The sequence below is a fragment of the Streptomyces sp. ATLC9 genome (assembly GCF_057196705.1).
This window is the reverse complement of sequence record NZ_JBXUOY010000035.1, coordinates 1-21,310: the sequence shown is the minus strand read 5'-3', so window position 1 is coordinate 21,310 and position 21,310 is coordinate 1. Positions and strand designations below refer to the sequence as shown.

Here is a 21,310-nt window from a genome sequence, read left to right as displayed (position 1 = left end):
CGGGGCGGGAGCCCGGCAGCCGAGACGGGCGTCCCGCCTGCTGGACGGACGGCCGGTTCCGCGGCGCGATCGTGAAAAGATCGGTGGCACGCACGGGCCTGGACTACTGAGGAGCACCGTTGAGCAGGTTGCGCTGGCTGACCGCGGGGGAGTCGCACGGCCCCGCACTGGTGGCGACGCTGGAGGGGCTGCCCTGCGGCGTGCCGGTCACCACGGAGATGGTGGCGGAGGAGCTGGCGCGGCGGCGTCTGGGCTACGGTCGCGGCGCGCGGATGAGGTTCGAGCGTGACGAGGTCACCTTCCTGGGCGGGGTGCGGCACGGGCTGACGCTGGGCTCCCCGGTCGCGGTCATGATCGGCAACACCGAGTGGCCCAAGTGGGAGAAGGTGATGTCGGCCGATCCGGTGGACGAGGCGGAGCTGGCCGAGCTGGCCCGCAACGCGCCGCTGACCCGGCCCCGCCCCGGCCACGCCGACCTGGCCGGGATGCAGAAGTACGGCGTGGGCGACGCCCGGCCGATCCTGGAGCGGGCCTCGGCGCGGGAGACGGCCGCCCGGGTGGCGCTGGGCACGGTGGCCCGCTCGTATCTGAGGGAGACGGCCGGCATCGAGATCGTCTCCCACGTCGTCGCCCTGGGCGGGGCGGAGGCCCCGGCCGGTACGCTGCCGGAGCCCGGGGACGTGGCACGGCTGGACGCCGATCCGGTGCGGTGTCTGGATGCGGAGGCGAGCCGGGCGATGGTGGAGGTGATCGACGCGGCCCACAAGGACGGCGACACCCTCGGCGGTGTCGTCGAGGTCGTGGCCCACGGGGTGCCGGTCGGGCTGGGCTCCCATGTGCACTGGGACCGGCGGCTGGACGCCAGGCTGGCCGGAGCGTTGATGGGCATCCAGGCCATCAAGGGCGTGGAGGTCGGCGACGGTTTCGAGCTGGCCCGGGTGCCCGGCTCGAGGGCGCACGACGAGATCGTGCCGACCGAGGACGGGGTGCGACGGGCCTCGGGTCGCTCCGGTGGCACCGAGGGCGGGCTGTCCACCGGCGAGGTGCTGCGGGTGCGGGCGGCGATGAAGCCGATCGCCACCGTGCCGCGGGCGCTGGCCACCGTGGACGTGACCACCGGCGAGGCCACCCGGGCCCACCACCAGCGCTCGGACGTGTGCGCGGTGCCGGCCGCCGGAATCGTCGCCGAGGCGATGGTGGCGCTGGTGCTGGCCGACGCGGTCGCGGAGAAGTTCGGCGGCGACTCGGTCGCCGAGACCCGCCGCAACGTGACCGGCTTCCTGGACCATCTGGAGATCCGATGAGCGCCACCGGGCCGCGGGAGCGGGAGGCCGGCGCCGGCCCGGCCGTGGTCCTGGTGGGCCCGCCCGGCGCGGGCAAGACCACCGTGGGCGCGGTGCTGGCCCGCCGGCTGGGGGTGGCGCTGCGCGACACCGACGCGGACATCGAGGCGGCCGCGGGCAAGGCCATCCCCGAGATCTTCCTCGACGACGGTGAACCGCGCTTCCGCGAGCTGGAGCGGGAGGCGGTACGCGCGGCCCTGGCCGGGCACGGCGGGGTGCTTTCGCTGGGCGGCGGCGCCGTCATGGACGCCGGCACCCGCGAGCTGCTCGCCGGGCTGCCGGTGGTCTTCCTGGACGTGGCACTGGCCGACGCCGTCAAACGCGTCGGGCTGGACGCTCCCCGCCCCCTGCTGGCGGTCAATCCCCGCAAGCAGTGGCGCACGCTGATGGAGCGGCGCCGCCCGCTGTACACCGAGGTGGCCCGCGTGGTCGTCGACACCGCCGGCCGTGACCCGGAGGAGACCGCCCAGGCGGTCCTGGACGCACTCGAGTTGAAGGACACATGACCACCACACCCCCCACCCGCGTCACCGTTGGCGGCACCGAGGGCGCCGCACCCTACGACGTCCTCGTCGGACAGCGGCTCCTGGACGAACTGCCGCCCCTGATCGGCCCCGAGGCCCGCCGGGTGGCCGTGATCCATCCCGAGGCGCTGGCCGAGACCGGCGAGGTGCTGCGCGAGGACCTCGCGGGCCAGGGATACGAGGCCGTCGCCATCCAGGTGCCCAACGCCGAGGAGGCCAAGACCGCCGAGGTCGCCGCGTACTGCTGGAAGGCGCTGGGGACCTCCGGCTTCACCCGCACCGACGTCGTCGTCGGTGTCGGCGGGGGAGCGACCACCGACCTGGCGGGCTTCGTCGCGGCGACCTGGCTGCGCGGGGTCCGCTGGATCGCGGTGCCCACCACCGTGCTGGGCATGGTGGACGCCGCCGTCGGCGGCAAGACCGGCATCAACACCGCCGAGGGCAAGAACCTGGTGGGCGCCTTCCACCCGCCGGCCGGGGTGCTGTGCGATCTGGCCGCCCTGGAGTCGCTGCCGGTCCACGACTACGTCAGCGGCCTGGCCGAGATCATCAAGGCGGGCTTCATCGCCGATCCGGTGATCCTGGAGCTGATCGAGGCCGACCCCGAGGCCGCCCGCACCCCGGCCGGCCCGCACACCGCGGAGCTGATCGAACGCTCCATCCGGGTCAAGGCCGAGGTGGTCTCCTCCGATCTGAAGGAGGCGGGACCGCGGGAGATCCTCAACTACGGGCACACCCTGGCCCACGCCATCGAGAAGAACGAGCGCTACGACTGGCGGCACGGCGCCGCCGTCGCCGTCGGCATGGTCTTCGCCGCCGAGCTGGGCCGCATCGCGGGCCGGCTGGACGACGCCACCGCGGACCGGCACCGGGAGATCCTCACCGCGGTCGGGCTGCCGGTCACCTACCGGGGCGACCAGTGGCCCAAGCTGCTTCAGACGATGAAGGTCGACAAGAAGACCCGCGGCGACCGGCTGCGCTTCATCGTCCTGGACGGCCTGGCCCGGCCCGCCGTGCTGGAGGGGCCGGACCCGGCGATGCTGCTCGCCGCCCACGCGGAGATCGCCGCGTGAGCGCGGCCGCGCCCCGCAGGGTCCTCGTCCTCAACGGCCCCAACCTCGGCCGCCTGGGCTCCCGCGAGCCCGACGTCTACGGTTCCACCTCCTACGCCGGGCTCGTCGAGCGGTGCACGCGGCTGGGCGGGGAGCTGGGCCTGGACGTCGAGGTCCGCGAGACCAACGACGAGGGCGAGATGATCCGCTGGCTCCACGAGGCCGCCGACGCCTCCCTCCCGGTCGTCCTCAACCCCGCCGCGTTCACCCACTACTCGTACGGGATGCGCGACGCCGCCGCCCAGCGGACCGCCCCGCTGATCGAGGTGCACATCTCCAATCCCCACGCCCGTGAGGAGTTCCGCCACACCTCGGTCGTGTCGGCCGTGGCCTCCGGCACCATCGCCGGTTTCGGCATCGGCTCCTACGAGCTGGCACTGCGCGCCCTGGCCGGCGACCGGCCGCCGGGCTGAGACAGGCCGGGACGGGGTGGGACGGGGCGGGGCGCGGGCACCGCTTCGGACCGTCGATCGTTCACACGGCACCGGCCCGGGAGGGTACCGTTCGGTGCCGGACGGACGAGGTGACGTCCGGCCGGGCCCACCGCGCCCGGCCGGCGCACCGGACGGAAACGGAGTTGGGACCGGATGCAGCAGTACGGGACGCAGCGGCCCGTCCCGCCCTCGGGCTCACCCCAGGGCCATCCCCAGGGACACCCATCGCACCCCCACGCGCACCCGCAGCCCGCCGCCCACCCCGGCTGGAACGCCCCCCACCGGGTTCCCCCGCCTCCGCCTCCTCCGCCCCCGGTCCCTCCCGTCGCACCGCCCGCCGGGCCGCCCCCGGCCTCCGCGACTCCGCCCCGGGCCCCGGACGCCACCGGCCACCTCCGGCTGCCGCCCGGCGGTCCGGTGCAGATATCGGGCACGGCGGACCCGGCCGCCGGGCCCGTCACGGTGGAGGCCGCGCACACCGCCGCCGTCGCCGTCCTGCTGATCGGCCCGGCCGGCGCCGGCAAGACCACCGTCGCCCGGTACTGGGCGGACACCCGTCGCGTGCCCACCGCGCACATCAGCCTCGACGACGTCCGCGAATGGGTGCGCTCCGGCTTCGCGGACCCCCAGTCGGGCTGGAACGAGCACTCCGAGGCGCAGTACCGCCTCGCCCGCCGCACCTGCGGCTTCGCCGCCCGCAACTTCCTGGCCAACGGCATCTCCTGCATCCTGGACGACGCCGTCTTCCCCGACAGGCCCGTCGTCGGCCTCGGTGGCTGGAAGCGCCATGTGGGCCCCGGCCTGATCCCGGTGGTGCTGCTGCCCGGCCTGGAGGTCGTCCTGGAGCGCAACGCCGAGCGCACCGGCAACCGCAGACTGCCGGACGAGGAGGTCGCCCGTATCCACGGGCGGATGGCCGGCTGGTACGGCTCGGGACTGCCGATCATCGACAACTCCCGGCAGGACGTGGCCACCACCGCCCGGCTGCTGGACGAGGCCGTGGCCCGCGCGCTCACCAGCCCGCCGAGCTGGTAGCGCGCGACGGGCGCCGCGGTCCGGACGGTGCCGCCGTCCGGACGTGTCGGGACGCCGCCGCGCGCCGCCTTGCGTACGCTCGGGGCATGTCCGAGGTGTACGTGGCCCGCCGCAGCCGACTGCGCGACCGCTGGACGGCGGAGGGCGGCGAGGCCGTCCTGGTCTCCCGGCCCGCCAACGTCCGCTATCTGACCGGCTGGTCCGTCCCCGGGGCGGTCCTGCTGCTCGGAGCGGACGGCCGTGACACCCTGCTGAGCCCGGCCGATCCCACCACCGACGGCCGAGCCGAGCCATCGCGCACCGCGGGCGGCCTGCGCTGCACCGTCCTGCCCGGGGACGCCCCCGAACCGGCCGTCGCCGCCGCCGAGGTCCCGGCGGCGGCCGGGCCCGGCGCCGTGCTGCTGGCGGTGGAGGAGCACGACCTCACCGTGGCCCGGCACCGGGCTCTGGCCGCGGCCGCGCCCCGGCTGCGCCTGACCGACCTGGGCCGTGCCGTGGAGCAGCAGCGTCTGGTCAAGGACGAGGAGGAGCTCGCGGCCCTGCGCGTCGCCGCGGAGATCACCGACCACGCGCTCGGCGAACTGCTGGAGTCCATCCTGGTGGGCCGCACCGAACGCCATCTGGCGCTGGAACTGGAGAGACGCCTGGTGGACCACGGTGCCGACGGGCCCGCCTTCCCCACCTGCGTCGGCACCGGCCGCAACTCCGGCCTGCCCGGTCATCCGCCCGGGGAACGGCGGGTGGAGGAGGGCGACTTCCTGAGCGTGCGGCTGGGCGCCCGCTACCGCGGCTACCGCTGCCAGATCGGCCGCACCTTCGTGATCGGCCCGGCCCCGGCCGACTGGCAGATCGAGCTGTACGAGCTGGTCTTCGCCGCCCAGCGCGCCGGGCGGGAAGCACTGCTGCCGGGGACGGAGTACCGTGAGGTGGACCGGGCCGCCCGCCATCCGCTGGAGGCGGCCGGGTACGGCGACGCCCTGGAACCGGGCACCGGGCACGGTGTGGGGCTGGAAATCGGCGAGGACCCTCGGTTGTCGCCGACGGCCATGGGTAAACTGGACGCTTGTGTGCCGGTCACCGTCGAACCGGGGGTCCACCTCCCGGGACGGGGCGGCGTCCGGATCGACGACACGCTCGTCGTTCGCCCGCAGGCGGACGGCGGACCGGAGCTACTCACCATCACGACCAAGGAACTGCTCGCCCTGTGATACGGGGGCGTGGTCCTTCGGTCTTCCGCAGCAGCAGTCTCAGGAGATTCCGCGACCGTGGCCACCACGAACGACCTCAAGAACGGCATGGTGCTCAAGCTCGACGGGGGCCAGCTCTGGTCCGTTGTCGAGTTCCAGCACGTCAAGCCCGGCAAGGGCGGCGCCTTCGTCCGCACCAAGCTCAAGAACGTGCTCTCCGGCAAGGTGGTCGACAAGACCTTCAACGCCGGCACCAAGGTCGAGACGGCCACCGTGGACAGGCGCGGCATGCAGTTCTCCTACAAGGACGGCGCCGACTTCGTCTTCATGGACACCCAGACCTACGACCAGATGCCCATCACCCCCGAGGTCGTCGGCGACGCCGCCAACTACCTGCTGGAGGGCCAGGAGTGCACGGTCGCCGTGTACGAGGGCAACCCGCTGTTCATCGAACTGCCCGCCGCCGTCGAGCTGGTCATCGAGTACACCGAGCCGGGCGTCCAGGGCGACCGCTCCACCGGCGGCACCAAGCCCGCCCGGCTGGAGACCGGCTACGAGATCGGCGTTCCGCTCTTCATCACCACCGGTGAGAAGATCAAGGTCGACACCCGTTCCGGCGAGTACCTCGGCCGGGTGAACAGCTAACCGTGGCCGCCCGCACCAAGGCACGTAAACGGGCCTTCCAGATCCTGTTCGAGGCCGACCAGCGCGACAGCGCCGTGACGGCCGTGCTGGCGGACTGGATCCGGCACGCGCGGACCGACGAGCGGCAGCCGCCGGTCGGCGAGTACACGATGCAGCTTGTCGAGGGGTACGCGGAGCACGCGGACCGGATCGACGATCTGATCGCCACCTACGCGGTCGGCTGGACGCTGGACCGGATGCCGTCGGTGGACCGCAATCTCCTGCGGCTCGGCGCGTACGAACTGATCTGGGAGGACGACGTACCCGACGCGGTGGTGATCGACGAGGCGGTGCAGCTCGCCAAGGAGTTCTCCACCGATGACTCCCCGGCCTTCGTCAACGGCCTGCTGGGCCGGCTGAAGGAGCTCAAGCCGACGCTCAGGCGCGTCTGAGCGCCCCGGGCCGAGCGTGGCCCGGGCCGGGGCCGCCGTACCGAAGAAGTGATGAGGGGCCCGGGACACCCGTGGGGTGTCCCGGGCCCCTCACCGTCGAGCCCCCCGGGGGGCGGCGCGGAGCACGGCCTCCACCGGGGGCGGAACCCTCGTTCGAGGGCCCGCCCGACGACGGCGGCACCGCGGGAGGTGCCTCAGGCCTCCTCGTGCTGGACCGCGCGACGGGCGTCGGCGTCCAGCACACCCCAGCCGATGAGCTGCTCGGTCAGCACCGAGGGCGACTGGTCGTAGATGACGGCGAGGGTGCGCAGGTCGTCCTGGCGGATCGACAGCACCTTGCCGTTGTAGTCGCCGCGCTGGCTCTGGATCGTCGCGGCGTACCGCTGCAGCGGGCCCGCCTTCTCGGAAGGCACGTGGGCCAGCCGCTCCAGGTCCAGGACGAGCTTCGGCGGCGGCTCGGCGGCTCCGCCCGGCGTGCTTCCCGGCAGCAGCTCCTGCACCGGGACGCCGTAGAAGTCCGCCAGCTCGGCCAGCCGCTGAACGGTCACGGCACGGTCGCCGCGCTCGTACGAGCCGACCACGACCGCCTTCCAGCGGCCCTGGGACTTCTCCTCGACACCGTGGAGGGAGAGCCCCTGCTGGGTGCGGATGGCGCGGAGCTTGGCTCCGAGCTGTTTGGCGTATTCGCTGGACATATGGCTCCCCGGAGGACGTCTTCGTAACTCACTGTGATGTTACGCAGCGTAATGTACGGCGTCAAGCCGAGCCGGTCCATACCGGGGGGTGCGCGGGCGGCGCGGCACGCGGATCCGGGTGCGGAACGGCCTTCGCGCACCCCCCGGATCCCGCGCGGACAAGCCCCCCGGACACTCCCCCGAACAGGCTGGTACCGTGGACGGCGCACCATCCGACGTCCTTTAAGGCCCGTCCAGTGAGGCGGGGAAGGAGGTCCGTTTACCGTGGACACATCCATGGGAGAACCGGACGGCAACACACCCGGCCCGATCCGCCCCGTGCTGGAGGCACCGGACATCGCGCGGGTCCTCACCCGTATCGCCCACGAGATCGTCGAACGCGCCAAGGGCGCCGACGACGTGGTGCTCCTGGGCATCCCCACCCGCGGCGCGCACCTGGCCAGGCGGCTGGGAGCCAAGCTGGAGGAGATCACCGGCCGCCCGCTGCCGGTCGGTTCCCTCGACATCACCATGTACCGCGACGACCTGCGGATGCGCCCCGCCCGTACTCTGGCCCGCACCGAGATCCCGGCCGAGGGCGTCGACGGTCGCCTGGTCGTCCTCGTCGACGACGTGCTCTTCTCCGGCCGCACCATCCGGGCCGCGCTCGACGCGCTCGGCGACATCGGCCGCCCCCGTGCCGTGCAGCTCGCGGTCCTGGTCGACCGCGGCCACCGCGAACTGCCGATCCGCGCCGACTACGTCGGCAAGAACCTCCCCACGTCGCTGCGGGAGACGGTCAGGGTCAGGCTCACCGAGGAGGACGGCCGCGACGGCGTGCTCCTGGGCGTACGAGAGACCGCCCCGTCCGGCGAGCGGTAGCGCTCCCCGCCCCCTCCCCGCGCCCCCGAGCCGCTCCCGGCCTCCCCGGGCCCGGCAGCCCGCGGCCGCGTCCGCACGCCTTGAAACCTCCACACACCGGAGCACATCCAGATGCCGCTCTTCCCCGGGGGCAACCCCCGGACCTCCGGCCACCTGATCTCGGCCGCCGACCTCACCCGTGACGACGCCGTGCGCATCCTCGACACCGCCGAGGAGATGGCGCGCCTGGCCGACCGCCCGATCAAGAAGCTGCCCGCGCTGCGCGGCCGCACGATCGTCAACCTCTTCTTCGAGGACTCCACCCGCACCCGCATCTCGTTCGAGGCCGCCGAGAAGCGCCTGTCCGCCGACGTCATCAACTTCGCGGCCAAGGGATCCTCGGTCTCCAAGGGCGAGTCCCTCAAGGACACCGCGCAGACCCTGGAGGCGATGGGCGTGGACGCCGTCGTCATCCGGCACGGAGCCTCCGGGGCCCCCTACCGCCTGGCCACCTCCGGCTGGATCGACGCCGCCGTGGTCAACGCCGGCGACGGCACCCACCAGCACCCCACCCAGGCGCTGCTCGACGCGTTCACCATGCGCCGCCGCCTGATCGGCCCGGACGCCGGAATCGGCCGGGACCTCGACGGCCGGCGGATCACGATCGTCGGCGACATCCTGCACAGCCGGGTCGCGCGTTCCAACGTGGACCTGCTGAACACCCTGGGCGCCCAGGTCACCCTGGTCGCCCCGCCCACCCTGCTGCCGGTCGGCGTCGAGGGGTGGTCCTGCGAGGTCTCCTACGACCTGGACGCGGTGCTGCCGAAGTCCGACGCGGTGATGATGCTGCGCGTCCAGCGCGAGCGGATGAACGCCGCCTTCTTCCCCACCGAGCGCGAGTACTCCCGCCGTTACGGCCTCGACGTGCAGCGCATGGAGCGGATGCCCGAGCACGCAGTCGTGATGCACCCCGGGCCCATGGTCCGGGGCATGGAGATCACCGCCGAGGTCGCCGACTCCGGCCGCTGCACCGTCACCGAGCAGGTCGCCAACGGCGTCTCGATCCGCATGGCCGTCCTGTACCTGCTGCTCGGCGGCTCCGAGCACGCGGGCAGCAACGCCGGCGCCCCCAGCACCGGCACCCCCGACACCACCGCCCGTACCGAGGAGAAGTGACCCCCATGAGCAAGACCCTGATCCGCGGCGCGAAGGTGCTGGGCGGCCAGGCGCTGGACGTCCTGATCGACGGCGAGACCGTCGCGGCCGTCGGCGCCGGCCTGGACGCGGGCGGCGCCCGCGTGGTCGAGGCCGCCGGGCAGATCCTGCTGCCGGGCCTGGTGGACCTGCACACCCATCTGCGCGAGCCGGGCCGCGAGGACTCCGAGACCGTGCTGACCGGCACCCGGGCCGCGGCCTCCGGCGGCTACACCGCCGTGCACGCCATGGCCAACACCTTCCCCGTGGCCGACACCGCCGGCGTCGTCGAGCAGGTCTGGCGGCTGGGACGGGAGTCCGGCTACTGCGACGTGCAGCCGGTCGGCGCCGTCACCGTCGGCCTGGAGGGCAAGCAGCTCGCCGAGCTGGGCGCGATGCACGAGTCGGCCGCCTCGGTGCGGGTCTTCTCCGACGACGGCAAGTGCGTGGACGACGCGGTGATCATGCGCCGGGCGCTGGAGTACGTCAAAGCCTTCGACGGCGTCATCGCCCAGCACGCCCAGGAGCCCCGTCTGACCGAGGGCGCCCAGATGAACGAGGGCACCGTCTCCGCCGAACTGGGCCTGGGCGGCTGGCCGGCCGTCGCCGAGGAGTCGGTCATCGCCCGCGACGTGCTGCTGGCCGCGCACGTCGGCTCCCGGGTGCACATCTGCCACCTGTCCACCGCCGGGTCGGTGGAGATCGTGCGCTGGGCCAAGTCCAAGGGCTGGAACGTCACCGCCGAGGTCACCCCGCACCACCTGCTGCTCACCGACGAACTGGTGCGCTCCTACGACCCGGTCTACAAGGTCAACCCCCCGCTGCGTACCGAGGCCGACGTCACCGCCCTGCGCGAGGCGCTGGCCGACGGCACCATCGACTGCGTCGCCACCGACCACGCCCCCCACCCCCACGAGGACAAGGACTGCGAGTGGGGCGCGGCCGCCATGGGCATGGTCGGCCTGGAGACCGCGCTGTCCGTCGTCCAGCACACGATGGTGGAGACCGGACTGCTGGACTGGGCGGGCGTCGCCGACCGCATGTCCTCCCGCCCCGCGGCCATCGGGCGCCTGGCCGGCCACGGACGGCCCGTCTCGGCTGGTGAGCCCGCCAACCTGGTCCTGGTCGATCCGGCCTACCGTGGAGCGGTGGATTCCGCACGTTTCGCCTCCCGCAGCCGCAACACCCCCTACCAGGGGCGCGAGCTGCCGGGCCGTGTCACGCACACGTTCCTGCGGGGCGGGGCGACAGTCATGGACGGAAAGCTCGTATGAACCTCTCACCGGTACCAACCGCCCTCCGCCACGTCGCGGCGTCCGAGTCGCAGCAGGTCACGGACTGGGCACCCCGGATCGCCTGGGTGATCGGCCTCCTGCTGGTCGTCGCCCTGGTGTACTGGCTGATGAGGGAGGGCTGGAAGTGGCGCTCGACGCTCCAGTCCGACCTCCCCGAACCGCCCCGGGCACCCGCCGACCCCGGTGAGCCGAAACTGATCATGACCGGCCGCTACCACGGCTCCACCGCGGCCGGGCAGTGGCTGGAGCGGATCGTCGCCCACGGCCTGGGATCCCGCAGCCGCGCCGAGCTCACCCTCACCGAGCAGGGCGTGACCGTGGTGCGGCCCGGAGCGAACGACTTCTTCATCCCCGCCGACAGGCTGCGCGGTGCCCGGCTCGACAAGGGCATCGCCGGCAAGGTCCTCACCGAGGACGGCCTGCTGGTGATCACCTGGGAGCACGGCGACCGCCTGCTGGACTCCGGCTTCCGCTCCGACCGCGCCGCCGAGCACGCCGCCTGGCTGGAGGAGCTCCGGGCCGTCTCCGGCGACGGCCCCGGACCGGCCGGCGCATCCGGCGCCGCAGACGAACCCCACGGCACCACCGACGCTGCCGCCACCACGCACCACGAGGAAGGCGCACGATGACGACCTCCGCCCGCAAAGCCTCCAGGGTGCCCGCCGTACTCGTCCTGGAGGACGGCCGCACCTTCCGCGGCCGCGCCTACGGGGCCGTGGGCGAGACCCTCGGCGAGGCCGTGTTCTCCACCGGCATGACCGGCTACCAGGAGACCCTGACCGACCCCTCCTACCACCGGCAGGTGGTCGTCATGACCGCCCCGCACATCGGCAACACCGGAGTCAACGACGAGGACCCGGAGTCGAAGCGGATCTGGGTGGCCGGCTACGTGGTGCGCGATCCCGCCCGCGTGCCCTCCAACTGGCGCTCGGTGCGCACCCTGGACGAGGAGCTGACCGCCCAGGGCGTCGTCGGCATCAGCGGCGTCGACACCCGGGCGCTCACCCGCCATCTGCGCGAGCGCGGCGCGATGCGGGTCGGCATCTTCTCCGGCGACGCCATCGCCGGGGAGGCCGCGATGCTGGCCAGGGTGAAGGCCGCCCCCGAGATGACCGGCGCCGACCTGGCCGCCGAGGTCGCCACCACCGAGGCGTACACCGTCCCGGCGATCGGGACCAGGCGGCTGACCGTCGCGGCCGTCGACCTGGGCATCAAGGGCATGACGCCGCACCGGATGGCCGAGCGCGGCATCGAGGTCCACGTGCTGCCCGCCACGGCCACGATCGAGGACGTCTACGCCGTGGACCCGGACGGGGTGTTCTTCTCCAACGGCCCCGGCGACCCCGCGACCGCCGACCACCCGGTGGCCCTGATGCGCGGGGTGCTGGAGCGCTCCACCCCGCTGTTCGGCATCTGCTTCGGCAACCAGATCCTCGGCCGCGCCCTCGGCTTCGGCACCTACAAGCTCAAGTACGGTCACCGGGGCATCAACCAGCCCGTGCAGGACCGCCTCACCGGCAAGGTCGAGGTCACCGCGCACAACCACGGCTTCGCCGTGGACGCTCCCGTCGACGCGCCCGGCGACACCCCCTACGGCCGCGCCGAGGTCTCCCACGTCTGCCTCAACGACGGCGTGGTCGAGGGCCTGCGCCTGCTGGACCGCCCCGCGTTCAGCGTCCAGTACCACCCCGAGGCGGCGGCCGGGCCGCACGACGCCGCATACCTGTTCGACCGCTTCGTCTCCCTGATGGAGGGCCAGCGTGCCTAAGCGCACCGATATCCGTTGCGTCCTGGTCATCGGCTCCGGCCCGATCGTCATCGGGCAGGCCGCCGAGTTCGACTACTCCGGCACCCAGGCGTGCCGGGTGCTGAAGGCCGAGGGCCTGAGGGTGGTCCTGGTCAACTCCAACCCGGCCACGATCATGACCGATCCGGAGATCGCCGACGCCACCTACGTCGAGCCGATCACCCCGGAGTTCGTCGAGAAGATCATCGCCAAGGAGCGCCCCGACGCCCTGCTGCCCACCCTGGGCGGCCAGACCGCGCTGAACACCGCCATCTCCCTGCACGAGGCGGGCACCCTGGACAAGTACGGGGTGGAGCTGATCGGCGCCAACGTCGAGGCCATCCGCAAGGGCGAGGACCGCGACCAGTTCAAGGAGGTCGTGGAGGCGGTGAGGGGGAAGATCGGGCACGGCGAGTCCGCCCGCTCGGTCATCTGCCACTCCATGGAGGATGTCCTGGCCGGCGTCGAGGAACTCGGCGGCTACCCGGTCGTGGTACGGCCCTCCTTCACCATGGGCGGCGCCGGCTCCGGCTTCGCCCACGACGAGGACGAGCTGCGCCGCATCGCCGGTCAGGGGCTGACGCTCTCCCCGACCACCGAGGTGCTGCTGGAGGAGTCCATCCTCGGCTGGAAGGAGTACGAGCTGGAGCTGATGCGCGACAAGCACGACAACGTCGTGGTCGTCTGCTCCATCGAGAACTTCGACCCGATGGGCGTGCACACCGGCGACTCCATCACCGTCGCCCCGGCGATGACGCTCACCGACCGCGAGTACCAGACCCTGCGCGACATCGGCATCGCCGTCATCCGCGAGGTCGGCGTCGACACCGGCGGCTGCAACATCCAGTTCGCCGTCAACCCCGCCGACGGCCGGGTCATCGTCATCGAGATGAACCCGCGCGTCTCGCGTTCCTCGGCGCTGGCCTCCAAGGCCACCGGCTTCCCGATCGCCAAGATCGCCGCCAAGCTGGCCGTGGGATACACCCTCGACGAGATCCCCAACGACATCACCGAGCAGACCCCGGCCTCCTTCGAGCCCACGCTCGACTACGTGGTGGTCAAGGTCCCGCGCTTCGCCTTCGAGAAGTTCCCGGCCGCCGACTCCACCCTCACCACCACCATGAAGTCGGTGGGCGAGGCGATGGCCATCGGCCGGAACTTCCCCGAGGCGCTGAACAAGGCGCTGCGATCGCTGGAGAAGAAGGGCAGCCAGTTCGACTTCGCCACCCCGGCGGCCGGCCTCGGGGACAAGGACGAACTGCTGGCCGCCGCCCGGCGCCCCACCGACGGCCGGATCAACACCGTCATGGCCGCCATCCGGGCCGGTGCGAGCCCCGAGGAGGTCTTCGAGGCCACGAGGATCGATCCCTGGTTCACCGACCAGCTCTTCCTGGTCAAGGAGATCGCCGACGAGCTGGCCGAGGCCGGCCGCCTGGACCCCGAACTGCTGGCCGAGGCCAAGCGGTACGGCTTCTCCGACGCCCAGATCGCCGCGATCCGGGGCCTGCGCGAGGACGTCGTCCGCGAGGTCCGCCACACCCTGGGGGTGCGCCCGGTCTACAAGACGGTCGACACCTGCGCCGCCGAGTTCGCCGCGAGGACCCCGTACTTCTACTCCTCCTACGACGAGGAGAGCGAGGTCGCCCCGCGCGAGAAGCCCGCGGTGATCATCCTCGGCTCGGGGCCCAACCGCATCGGCCAGGGCATCGAGTTCGACTACTCCTGCGTCCACGCCTCCTTCGCGCTGCGCGACGCCGGCTTCGAGACCGTGATGGTCAACTGCAACCCCGAGACCGTCTCCACCGACTACGACACCTCCGACCGGCTGTACTTCGAGCCGCTCACCCTGGAGGACGTCCTGGAGATCGTCCACGCCGAGCGGCAGGCCGGCCCCGTGGCGGGCGTCATCGTCCAGCTCGGCGGCCAGACCCCGCTGGGGCTGGCCCAGGCGCTCAAGGACAACGGCGTCCCCGTGGTGGGCACCTCCCCGGAGGCCATCCACCTCGCCGAGGACCGCGGCTCCTTCGGCCGGGTGCTGGTCGAGGCCGGACTGCCCGCGCCCAAGTACGGCACCGCCTTCTCCTTCGCCGAGGCCAAGGAGATCGCCGCCGGGATCGGCTACCCGGTCATGGTCCGCCCCTCCTACGTGCTAGGCGGGCGCGGCATGGAGATCGTCTACGACGAGGCCTCGCTGGGGGACTACCTCACCCGCCACGCCGGTCTGATCTCCGAGCACCCGGTGCTGATCGACCGCTTCCTCGACGACGCCATCGAGATCGACGTCGACGCGCTCTACGACGGCACCGAGCTCTACCTCGGCGGCGTGATGGAGCACATCGAGGAGGCCGGCATCCACTCCGGCGACTCCGCCTGCGCCCTGCCGCCGATCACCCTGGGCGGCCACGACATCAAGCGGCTGCGGGCCTCCACCGAGGCCATCGCGCGCGGCGTCGGGGTGCGCGGGCTGATCAACATCCAGTTCGCGCTGGCCGGGGACATCCTCTACGTCCTGGAGGCCAACCCGCGCGCCTCGCGCACCGTCCCCTTCACCTCCAAGGCCACCGCCGTGCCCCTGGCCAAGGCCGCCGCCCGGATCTCGCTGGGCGCGACCATCGCCGAACTGCGGGCCGAGGGCCTGCTGCCGGCGAGCGGCGACGGCGGCACCCTGCCGCTGGACGCGCCGATCTCGGTGAAGGAGGCCGTGCTGCCCTGGAGCCGCTTCCGCGACGTCCAGGGCCGCGGCGTGGACACCGTGCTCGGCCCGGAGATGCGTTCCACCGGCGAGGTCATGGGCATCGACTCGGTCTTCGGCACCGCCTACGCCAAGTCCCAGGCGGGCGCGTACGGCGCGCTGCCCACCAAGGGCCGGGCCTTCGTCTCGGTGGCCAACCGCGACAAGCGCTCGATGATCTTCCCTGCCCGGGAGCTGGTCGCCATGGGCTTCGAACTGCTGGCCACCTCCGGCACCGCCGAGGTGCTGCGCCGCAACGGCATCGAGGCCACCGTGGTGCGCAAGCACAGCGAGGGCGAGGGGCCGGGCGGGGAGCGGACCATCGTCCAGCTCATCCACGACGGCGAGGTCGACCTCATCGTCAACACCCCCTACGGCACGGGGAGCCGCCTGGACGGCTACGACATCCGCACCGCCGCGGTCGCCCGCTCCGTGCCCTGCCTGACCACGGTCCAGGCGCTGGCCGCCGCCGTACAGGGCATCGAGGCCACCTCGCGCGGGGAGGTCGGGGTCCGCTCCCTGCAGGAACACGCGGAACACCTGACAGCCGCCCGCGGGAAGTGACCAGGGGTGTGGGGGGGGGCGGGCCCCGCGGCCCCCCCCCCCCCCCCCACCGCGAGAGCACCCCGCCACCGGATCCCGTACCGCCCGCCGCACGGAAGACCCGCATGTACCCCCTGCTGTTCCACCTGATCCTCAAGCGCCTGGACCCCGAGCGGGCGCACCACCTGGCGTTCGCCCTGATCCGGTTGGCCGCCCGCGTCCCCGGCCTGCGTGCCCTGGTCGCGGCCGTCGCGTCCCCGGGCCGGGCACAGCGCGGCGCCCTGGCCACCGAGGCGTTCGGCCTGCGGATGCGCGGCCCCTTCGGACTGGCCGCCGGCTTCGACAAGAACGCGGTCGGCGTCGACGGGCTCACCATGCTCGGCTTCGACCACGTCGAGATCGGCACCGTCACCGCCCACCCCCAGCCCGGCAACCCCGCACCGCGGCTGTTCCGTCTGGTCGCCGACCGGGCCCTGGTCAACCGCATGGGCTTCAACAACGACGGCTCCGCCGCCGTGGCCGCCCGCCTGGCGGGTCGCCGGGCCGTCCTCCCCACCACCGTCGGCGTCAACATCGGCAAGACCAAGCTCACCCCGGAGAGCGAGGCCGCCGGTGACTACGCGCTCTCCGCCTCCCGGCTGGCCCCGTACGCCGACTACCTCGTCGTCAACGTCTCCTCGCCCAACACCCCCGGCCTGCGGAACCTCCAGGCCACCGAGCACCTGCGTCCGCTGCTGGCGGCCGTGCGCTCGGCCGCCGACGACGCGGTGCCCGGCCGCCGCGTCCCCCTGCTGGTCAAGATCGCCCCCGACCTGGCGGACGAGGACGTCGACGCGGTCGCCGACCTCGCAGTGGAGCTGGGCCTGGACGGCATCATCGCCACCAACACCACCATCGCCCGTGACGGTCTGGGCCTGGCCACCGATCGCGCGCGGATCGAGTCCATCGGCGCGGGCGGTCTGTCCGGCGCGCCGCTGAAGGACCGGTCCCTGACCGTGCTGCGGCGCCTGTACGCGCGCGTCGGCGACCGCGTCACGCTCGTGGGCGTCGGCGGGGTGCGGACCGCCGACGACGTCTGGGAGCGCGTCCTGGCCGGGGCCACCCTCGTCCAGGGCTACAGCGCCTTCGTCTACGAGGGCCCGCTGTGGTGCCGCCGCGTCCACCGCGGCCTGGCCGCACGCCTGGCCGCGAGTCCGTACGCCACCCTCGCCGAGGCCGTCGGCGCCGACACCCGGAAGGTGACCTCCTGATGACCGCTTCCGAGAGCGCAGAGCCCCCCGAGGCCCCGCGGACCCCGCGGGCCCCCGCATCCCCCGGGCCGTTCGGCGCCCGGCTGCGCCGGGCCATGGACGACCGCGGCCCGCTGTGCGTCGGCATCGACCCGCACGCCTCGCTGCTGGCGGCCTGGGGCCTGGACGACGACGTGGCGGGCCTGGAGCGGTTCACCCGCACGGTGGTGGACGCCCTCGCCGACCGGGTCGCCGTCCTCAAGCCGCAGTCGGCCTTCTTCGAGCGCTTCGGCTCGCGTGGCATCGCCGTCCTGGAGCGGGCGATCGCCGATGCGCGTTCGGCCGGCGCCCTGGTGCTCACCGACGCCAAGCGCGGCGACATCGGCTCCACGATGGCCGCCTACGCCGCCGCCTACCTGGACCCGGGCAGCCCGCTGTTCTCCGACGCCGTCACCGTCAGTCCCTACCTGGGCTTCGGCTCGCTGCGTCCCGCCCTGGACGCGGCGCGGGCGGCGGGTTCGGGCGTCTTCGTCCTCGCCCTGACCTCCAACCCGGAGGGCGCCGAGGTGCAGCTCGCCACCGCCGGGGACGGCACGTCGGTCGCCCAGGCAGTGCTGGACCACATCGCGAGGGAGAACGCCGGGGCCCGTCCGCTCGGCCCGGTCGGCGCGGTGGTCGGGGCGACGCTGGGGGAGACCGGCGCGGACCTGGCGGTCAACGGACCGCTGCTGGCGCCGGGGCTCGGGGCCCAGGGCGCCACCGCGGCCGACCTGCCGGGAGTCTTCGGCGACGCGGTGCGCAACGTGGTGCCCAGCATCAGCCGGGGCGTCCTGGGCCGGGGACCCTCACCGCGGGCCCTGCGGGAGGCCGCGGCCAGGGAGACCGACGCCCTGCGGGAGGTCCTGGGCTGAGTGGCCGGGGCAGAACCGGAGGGTCCGGAAAAACCGGGGAACCCCGCGGAATCACTCCGTCAGGTTCAACCCTTTGTCACGGAATGTCCAGGTCGACTCAAGTCTGACCTGGACTTTTCCCCTGTTCTCGCTGACTCGGGCGCGATGGGCCGCTAGTCTCCGACGAGAGCACCGCGAATTCCGGGGTCCTCGCAGGTCCGGAGGGCGCCGGGGTACGTGTTGCTCGTTGCTCCGCAGGTGCGGGGCCACTAGGTTCCTCACCGACCAATATCCGACCAGTTCTACATCCGAGGTGACGTAGGCGTGGCTCTTCCGCCCCTTACCCCTGAACAGCGCGCAGCCGCGCTCGAGAAGGCCGCCGCGGCTCGCCGGGAGCGCGCCGAGGTCAAGAACCGACTGAAGCACTCCGGCGCCTCGCTCCACGAGGTCATCAAGCAGGGCCAGGAGAACGACGTCATCGGCAAGATGAAGGTCTCCGCCCTCCTGGAGTCCCTGCCCGGCGTCGGCAAGGTCCGGGCCCGCCAGATCATGGAGCGGCTCGGCATCTCCGAGAGCCGCCGGGTGCGCGGTCTGGGATCCAACCAGATCGCCTCTCTGGAGCGCGAGTTCGGCGGCGGTTCCGCCTGACGTTTCCAGGTCCGCCTGGGAACCGGGATAATCGCCGTATGAGTGAACGTCCGCGGTTGACCGTGCTCTCCGGCCCCTCCGGGGTCGGCAAGAGCACGGTCGTCGCCCATCTGCGCAAGGTCCATCCGGAGATCTGGCTCTCGGTGTCCGCCACCACCCGCAGGCCGCGCCCCGGCGAGCAGCACGGTGTCCAGTACTTCTTCGTGGACGACGAGGAGTTCGACAAGCTGGTCGCCAACGGCGAGCTGCTGGAGTGGGCCGAATTCGCGGGCAACCGCTACGGCACTCCGCGGCGGGCCGTGCTGGAGCGGCTGGAGGGGGGCGAGCCGGTGCTCCTGGAGATCGACCTCCAGGGCGCGCGGCTGGTCCGCGAGTCGATGCCCGAGGCGCAGCTCGTCTTCCTGGCCCCGCCCAGCTGGGACGAGCTGGTCCGCCGCCTGACCGGCCGCGGTACCGAGTCCCCCGAGGTCATCGAGCGGCGGCTGGCCGCGGCGGGGGTCGAACTGGCCGCCGAGTCGGAGTTCGACGTGACCCTGGTCAACACCTCCGTCGAGGACGTCAGCCGCGAGCTGCTAGCCTTGATGAAGGTTCCGTGATCGTCACCGGAGGGCCGGGCAGGACAGCCACCGGAATCCGGGACACCGGCAGGAGGCCTCCCGCACCGAGGCCCGGCCGGATCACTGCCCGTCTTATCCACCGCAGCGGAAGGTAGAGCGTGTCCTCTCCCATCAACACGCCCGAGGGCATCATCAACCCGCCGATCGATGAGCTGCTTGAAGCCACCGACTCGAAGTACAGCCTGGTGATCTACGCCGCCAAGCGCGCGCGCCAGATCAACGCCTACTACTCGCAGCTCGGCGAGGGCCTGCTGGAGTACGTCGGCCCGCTGGTGGACACCCACGTCCACGAGAAGCCGCTGTCGATCGCGCTCCGTGAGATCAACGCGGGTCTGCTGACCTCCGAGGCCGTCGACAACCCGGCGCAGTGAGGCTCCGGCCGCCCGCGGGCGGCCGGCCGTACGACGGCGCCGTCATCACCACCACGGGCCCGGCAGTCGCGCTGCCGGGCCCGTGGTGTGTCATGGGTACCGGCGGAAGCGTCCCCGGGGCGCCCGCCGCCGACGCGCGACAGTGAGCGAGTGAGCGGCCCACGGGCTGCCGAGCCGGGAAGAGGCGAGGGATGGACAGGTCCGACAAGCCCGGGGTGGTCCTGGGGGTCAGCGGGGGCATCGCCGCCTACAAGGCGTGCGAGCTGCTGCGGAGGCTGACGGAGTCCGGCCACGACGTACGGGTGGTGCCGACCGGATCGGCGCTGAGGTTCGTCGGCGAACCCACCTGGGCGGCTCTGTCGGGCAACCCCGTGACCACGGGCGTGTGGGAGGACGTCCACGAGGTCCCGCACGTGCGCATCGGGCAGGAGGCCGATCTGGTCGTCGTCGCACCCGCCACCGCCGACACCCTCGCCCGGGCGGCCCACGGAATCGCCGACGATCTGCTGACCAACACCCTGCTCACCGCCCGCTGCCCGGTGGTCTTCGCGCCCGCCATGCACACCGAGATGTGGGAGCATCCGGCCACCGCCGAGAACGTGGCCACCCTGCGCCGCCGCGGCGCGGTCGTCATCGAGCCCGCGGTCGGCCGGCTGACCGGCAAGGACACCGGCAAGGGACGGCTGCCCGACCCCGGCGAGATCTTCGAGGTCTGCCGCCGGCTGCTCGCCCGCGGCGCCGCGGGCGGGCGCGACCTGGCCGGACGGCACGTCGTGGTCAGCGCGGGCGGTACCCGCGAGCCGCTGGACCCGGTCCGCTTTCTGGGCAACCGCTCCTCGGGCCGGCAGGGATACGCCCTGGCCCGCACCGCGGTGGCACGCGGCGCGCGGGTGACCCTGGTGGCCGCCAACACCTCCCTGCCCGATCCCGCGGGCGCGGACGTGGTGGCGGTGGGCACCGCCGTGCAGTTGCGGGAGGCCGTGCTGAAGGCCGCAAAGGACGCGGACGCGGTGGTCATGGCGGCGGCGGTGGCCGACTTCCGGCCCGCCCACTACGCCCGGGGGAAGATCAAGAAGCGGGAGGGGCGGGAACCGGAACCGGTCGCACTGGTCCGCAACCCCGACGTCCTCGCCGAACTCTCGGCCGCCCGCCCCCGTCCCGGGCAGGTGGTCGTCGGCTTCGCGGCCGAGACCGACGACGTCCTGGCCAACGGCCGGGCCAAGCTCGCGCGCAAGGGGTGCGATCTGCTGGTCGTCAACGAGGTGGGGGAGGACAGGACCTTCGGCGCGGAGGAGAACGAGGCCGTCGTCCTGGGCGCGGACGGCAGCGAGACATCTGTGCCGCACGGCCCCAAGGAGGCCCTGGCCGACACGGTGTGGGACAAGGTCGTCCACATGCTGAACGCCGGATGATCCGGAGGCGAGGAGTCCGCATGGTCGCGCCACCAGGGCCGCAGCGTCCATCCGGGCACGGCCTCTCCCCTTCGCGGGAACCGTGTGGCACGTTGGTCCTGTGTCGGAGTGCGAGACGTCCTGGCGGATCCGCGATGAGCTGCGGATAAACTGACGGCGGACCGCACTCGGGCCGGCCCGACGACCGGATCCGCACACCAAGTCAGCCAGCAGCCGCTGCAAACCCAGGGAGCGATGTGTCCCGCCGCCTGTTCACCTCGGAGTCCGTGACCGAGGGTCACCCCGACAAGATCGCCGACCAGATCAGCGACACCGTTCTCGACGCCCTGCTGGAGCAGGACCCGGCCT

Annotated in this window: 22 protein-coding genes; 21 read left to right on the top strand and 1 reads right to left on the bottom strand. The window is 72.8% G+C overall.

What is annotated here, in order from left to right:
* Positions 1–119: 119 nt before the first annotated feature.
* The 8 genes from aroC (at position 120) to nusB (ending at position 6,711) form a co-directional block, all read left to right on the top strand.
* Positions 120–1,304 (top strand): chorismate synthase, encoded by a 1,185-nt coding sequence (aroC, locus tag AC2CJA_RS06385; protein ID WP_484601676.1) that lies wholly within the window; start codon positions 120–122, stop codon positions 1,302–1,304.
* Complete coding sequence (locus AC2CJA_RS06380; RefSeq protein ID WP_484601675.1) at positions 1,301–1,849, top strand: shikimate kinase; 549 nt, start codon at positions 1,301–1,303, stop codon at positions 1,847–1,849. Before aroC ends, AC2CJA_RS06380 begins: the two co-directional genes overlap by 4 nt.
* Positions 1,846–2,940, top strand: coding sequence for a 3-dehydroquinate synthase (gene aroB, locus AC2CJA_RS06375; RefSeq protein ID WP_484601674.1), 1,095 nt, complete (start codon positions 1,846–1,848; stop codon positions 2,938–2,940). Before AC2CJA_RS06380 ends, aroB begins: the two co-directional genes overlap by 4 nt.
* The gene (gene aroQ / locus AC2CJA_RS06370) at positions 2,937–3,392 is read left to right on the top strand and encodes a type II 3-dehydroquinate dehydratase (RefSeq protein ID WP_484601673.1); all 456 of its coding nucleotides are present in this window, start codon (positions 2,937–2,939) and stop codon (positions 3,390–3,392) included. Before aroB ends, aroQ begins: the two co-directional genes overlap by 4 nt.
* 174 nt (positions 3,393–3,566) lie before the next feature.
* Positions 3,567–4,448 carry an AAA family ATPase gene (locus AC2CJA_RS06365; protein ID WP_484601672.1) on the top strand — a complete coding sequence of 294 codons (882 nt, stop codon included), beginning with the start codon at positions 3,567–3,569 and terminating at the stop codon, positions 4,446–4,448.
* Between the two features lie 86 nt (positions 4,449–4,534).
* A complete protein-coding gene (locus AC2CJA_RS06360) occupies positions 4,535–5,656 on the top strand; it encodes a M24 family metallopeptidase (protein WP_484601671.1) in 1,122 nt (373 codons plus the stop codon).
* A 57-nt stretch (positions 5,657–5,713) separates the two neighbouring features.
* Positions 5,714–6,280, top strand: coding sequence for an elongation factor P (efp, locus tag AC2CJA_RS06355; protein ID WP_484601670.1), 567 nt, complete (start codon positions 5,714–5,716; stop codon positions 6,278–6,280).
* 2 nt (positions 6,281–6,282) lie between these two features.
* A complete protein-coding gene (gene nusB / locus AC2CJA_RS06350) occupies positions 6,283–6,711 on the top strand; it encodes a transcription antitermination factor NusB (RefSeq protein ID WP_484601669.1) in 429 nt (142 codons plus the stop codon).
* A gap of 194 nt (positions 6,712–6,905) precedes the next feature.
* On the opposite strand, the gene bldD is transcribed toward nusB, so the two are convergent.
* Positions 6,906–7,406 carry a transcriptional regulator BldD gene (bldD, locus tag AC2CJA_RS06345; RefSeq protein WP_093850776.1) on the bottom strand — a complete coding sequence of 167 codons (501 nt, stop codon included), beginning with the start codon at positions 7,404–7,406 and terminating at the stop codon, positions 6,906–6,908.
* Positions 7,407–7,682: 276 nt separating this feature from the next.
* Between bldD and pyrR the strand changes: the two genes are divergently transcribed.
* The 13 genes from pyrR to AC2CJA_RS06280 form a co-directional block, all read left to right on the top strand.
* Positions 7,683–8,267 (top strand): bifunctional pyr operon transcriptional regulator/uracil phosphoribosyltransferase PyrR, encoded by a 585-nt coding sequence (pyrR, locus tag AC2CJA_RS06340; RefSeq protein ID WP_484601684.1) that lies wholly within the window; start codon positions 7,683–7,685, stop codon positions 8,265–8,267.
* Between the two features lie 111 nt (positions 8,268–8,378).
* Positions 8,379–9,422: an aspartate carbamoyltransferase catalytic subunit gene (locus AC2CJA_RS06335; RefSeq protein WP_484601668.1), complete on the top strand. Its 1,044-nt coding sequence runs from the start codon at positions 8,379–8,381 to the stop codon at positions 9,420–9,422.
* Positions 9,423–9,427: 5 nt separating this feature from the next.
* Positions 9,428–10,714, top strand: coding sequence for a dihydroorotase (locus tag AC2CJA_RS06330; RefSeq protein ID WP_484601667.1), 1,287 nt, complete (start codon positions 9,428–9,430; stop codon positions 10,712–10,714).
* Positions 10,711–11,364 (top strand): PH-like domain-containing protein, encoded by a 654-nt coding sequence (locus AC2CJA_RS06325; RefSeq protein WP_484601666.1) that lies wholly within the window; start codon positions 10,711–10,713, stop codon positions 11,362–11,364. The genes AC2CJA_RS06330 and AC2CJA_RS06325 overlap by 4 nt, the downstream gene beginning before the upstream one ends.
* Entirely contained in the window at positions 11,361–12,503 is a 1,143-nt protein-coding gene (gene carA / locus AC2CJA_RS06320) for a glutamine-hydrolyzing carbamoyl-phosphate synthase small subunit (RefSeq protein ID WP_484601665.1), read from the top strand. Before AC2CJA_RS06325 ends, carA begins: the two co-directional genes overlap by 4 nt.
* On the top strand, positions 12,496–15,816 hold the full coding sequence (gene carB / locus AC2CJA_RS06315; protein ID WP_484601664.1) for a carbamoyl-phosphate synthase large subunit: 3,321 nt from the start codon (positions 12,496–12,498) through the stop codon (positions 15,814–15,816). Before carA ends, carB begins: the two co-directional genes overlap by 8 nt.
* 104 nt (positions 15,817–15,920) lie before the next feature.
* Positions 15,921–17,045, top strand: coding sequence for a quinone-dependent dihydroorotate dehydrogenase (locus AC2CJA_RS06310; protein WP_484601663.1), 1,125 nt, complete (start codon positions 15,921–15,923; stop codon positions 17,043–17,045).
* A complete protein-coding gene (pyrF, locus tag AC2CJA_RS06305; RefSeq protein ID WP_484601662.1) occupies positions 17,045–17,935 on the top strand; it encodes an orotidine-5'-phosphate decarboxylase in 891 nt (296 codons plus the stop codon). The genes AC2CJA_RS06310 and pyrF overlap by 1 nt, the downstream gene beginning before the upstream one ends.
* A 303-nt stretch (positions 17,936–18,238) precedes the next feature.
* Positions 18,239–18,562 carry an integration host factor gene (locus tag AC2CJA_RS06300; RefSeq protein WP_093656674.1) on the top strand — a complete coding sequence of 108 codons (324 nt, stop codon included), beginning with the start codon at positions 18,239–18,241 and terminating at the stop codon, positions 18,560–18,562.
* Positions 18,563–18,600: 38 nt separating this feature from the next.
* Positions 18,601–19,158 carry a guanylate kinase gene (gmk, locus tag AC2CJA_RS06295; RefSeq protein ID WP_484601661.1) on the top strand — a complete coding sequence of 186 codons (558 nt, stop codon included), beginning with the start codon at positions 18,601–18,603 and terminating at the stop codon, positions 19,156–19,158.
* Positions 19,159–19,277: 119 nt separating this feature from the next.
* Positions 19,278–19,550 (top strand): DNA-directed RNA polymerase subunit omega, encoded by a 273-nt coding sequence (rpoZ, locus tag AC2CJA_RS06290; protein ID WP_394637230.1) that lies wholly within the window; start codon positions 19,278–19,280, stop codon positions 19,548–19,550.
* Positions 19,551–19,741: 191 nt separating this feature from the next.
* The gene (coaBC, locus tag AC2CJA_RS06285; RefSeq protein ID WP_484601660.1) at positions 19,742–20,962 is read left to right on the top strand and encodes a bifunctional phosphopantothenoylcysteine decarboxylase/phosphopantothenate--cysteine ligase CoaBC; all 1,221 of its coding nucleotides are present in this window, start codon (positions 19,742–19,744) and stop codon (positions 20,960–20,962) included.
* A 236-nt stretch (positions 20,963–21,198) separates the two neighbouring features.
* Positions 21,199–21,310 (top strand): S-adenosylmethionine synthetase N-terminal domain-containing protein (locus AC2CJA_RS06280; RefSeq protein ID WP_484601683.1); only part of this gene is annotated, 112 nt, incomplete at its 3' end.

What these genes read in the sequence shown, in the direction of transcription:
- bldD (WP_093850776.1), bottom strand. Translation starts at nt 7,406, where the DNA reads ATGTCCAGCGAATACGCCAAACAGCTCGGAGCCAAGCTCCGCGCCATC.
- aroB (WP_484601674.1), top strand. Translation starts at nt 1,846, where the DNA reads ATGACCACCACACCCCCCACCCGCGTCACCGTTGGCGGCACCGAGGGC.
- AC2CJA_RS06380 (WP_484601675.1), top strand. Translation starts at nt 1,301, where the DNA reads ATGAGCGCCACCGGGCCGCGGGAGCGGGAGGCCGGCGCCGGCCCGGCC.
- coaBC (WP_484601660.1), top strand. Translation starts at nt 19,742, where the DNA reads ATGGACAGGTCCGACAAGCCCGGGGTGGTCCTGGGGGTCAGCGGGGGC.
- pyrF (WP_484601662.1), top strand. Translation starts at nt 17,045, where the DNA reads ATGACCGCTTCCGAGAGCGCAGAGCCCCCCGAGGCCCCGCGGACCCCG.
- gmk (WP_484601661.1), top strand. Translation starts at nt 18,601, where the DNA reads ATGAGTGAACGTCCGCGGTTGACCGTGCTCTCCGGCCCCTCCGGGGTC.
- AC2CJA_RS06330 (WP_484601667.1), top strand. Translation starts at nt 9,428, where the DNA reads ATGAGCAAGACCCTGATCCGCGGCGCGAAGGTGCTGGGCGGCCAGGCG.
- carA (WP_484601665.1), top strand. Translation starts at nt 11,361, where the DNA reads ATGACGACCTCCGCCCGCAAAGCCTCCAGGGTGCCCGCCGTACTCGTC.
- AC2CJA_RS06365 (WP_484601672.1), top strand. Translation starts at nt 3,567, where the DNA reads ATGCAGCAGTACGGGACGCAGCGGCCCGTCCCGCCCTCGGGCTCACCC.
- AC2CJA_RS06360 (WP_484601671.1), top strand. Translation starts at nt 4,535, where the DNA reads ATGTCCGAGGTGTACGTGGCCCGCCGCAGCCGACTGCGCGACCGCTGG.
- AC2CJA_RS06310 (WP_484601663.1), top strand. Translation starts at nt 15,921, where the DNA reads ATGTACCCCCTGCTGTTCCACCTGATCCTCAAGCGCCTGGACCCCGAG.
- AC2CJA_RS06325 (WP_484601666.1), top strand. Translation starts at nt 10,711, where the DNA reads ATGAACCTCTCACCGGTACCAACCGCCCTCCGCCACGTCGCGGCGTCC.
- AC2CJA_RS06335 (WP_484601668.1), top strand. Translation starts at nt 8,379, where the DNA reads ATGCCGCTCTTCCCCGGGGGCAACCCCCGGACCTCCGGCCACCTGATC.
- pyrR (WP_484601684.1), top strand. Translation starts at nt 7,683, where the DNA reads ATGGGAGAACCGGACGGCAACACACCCGGCCCGATCCGCCCCGTGCTG.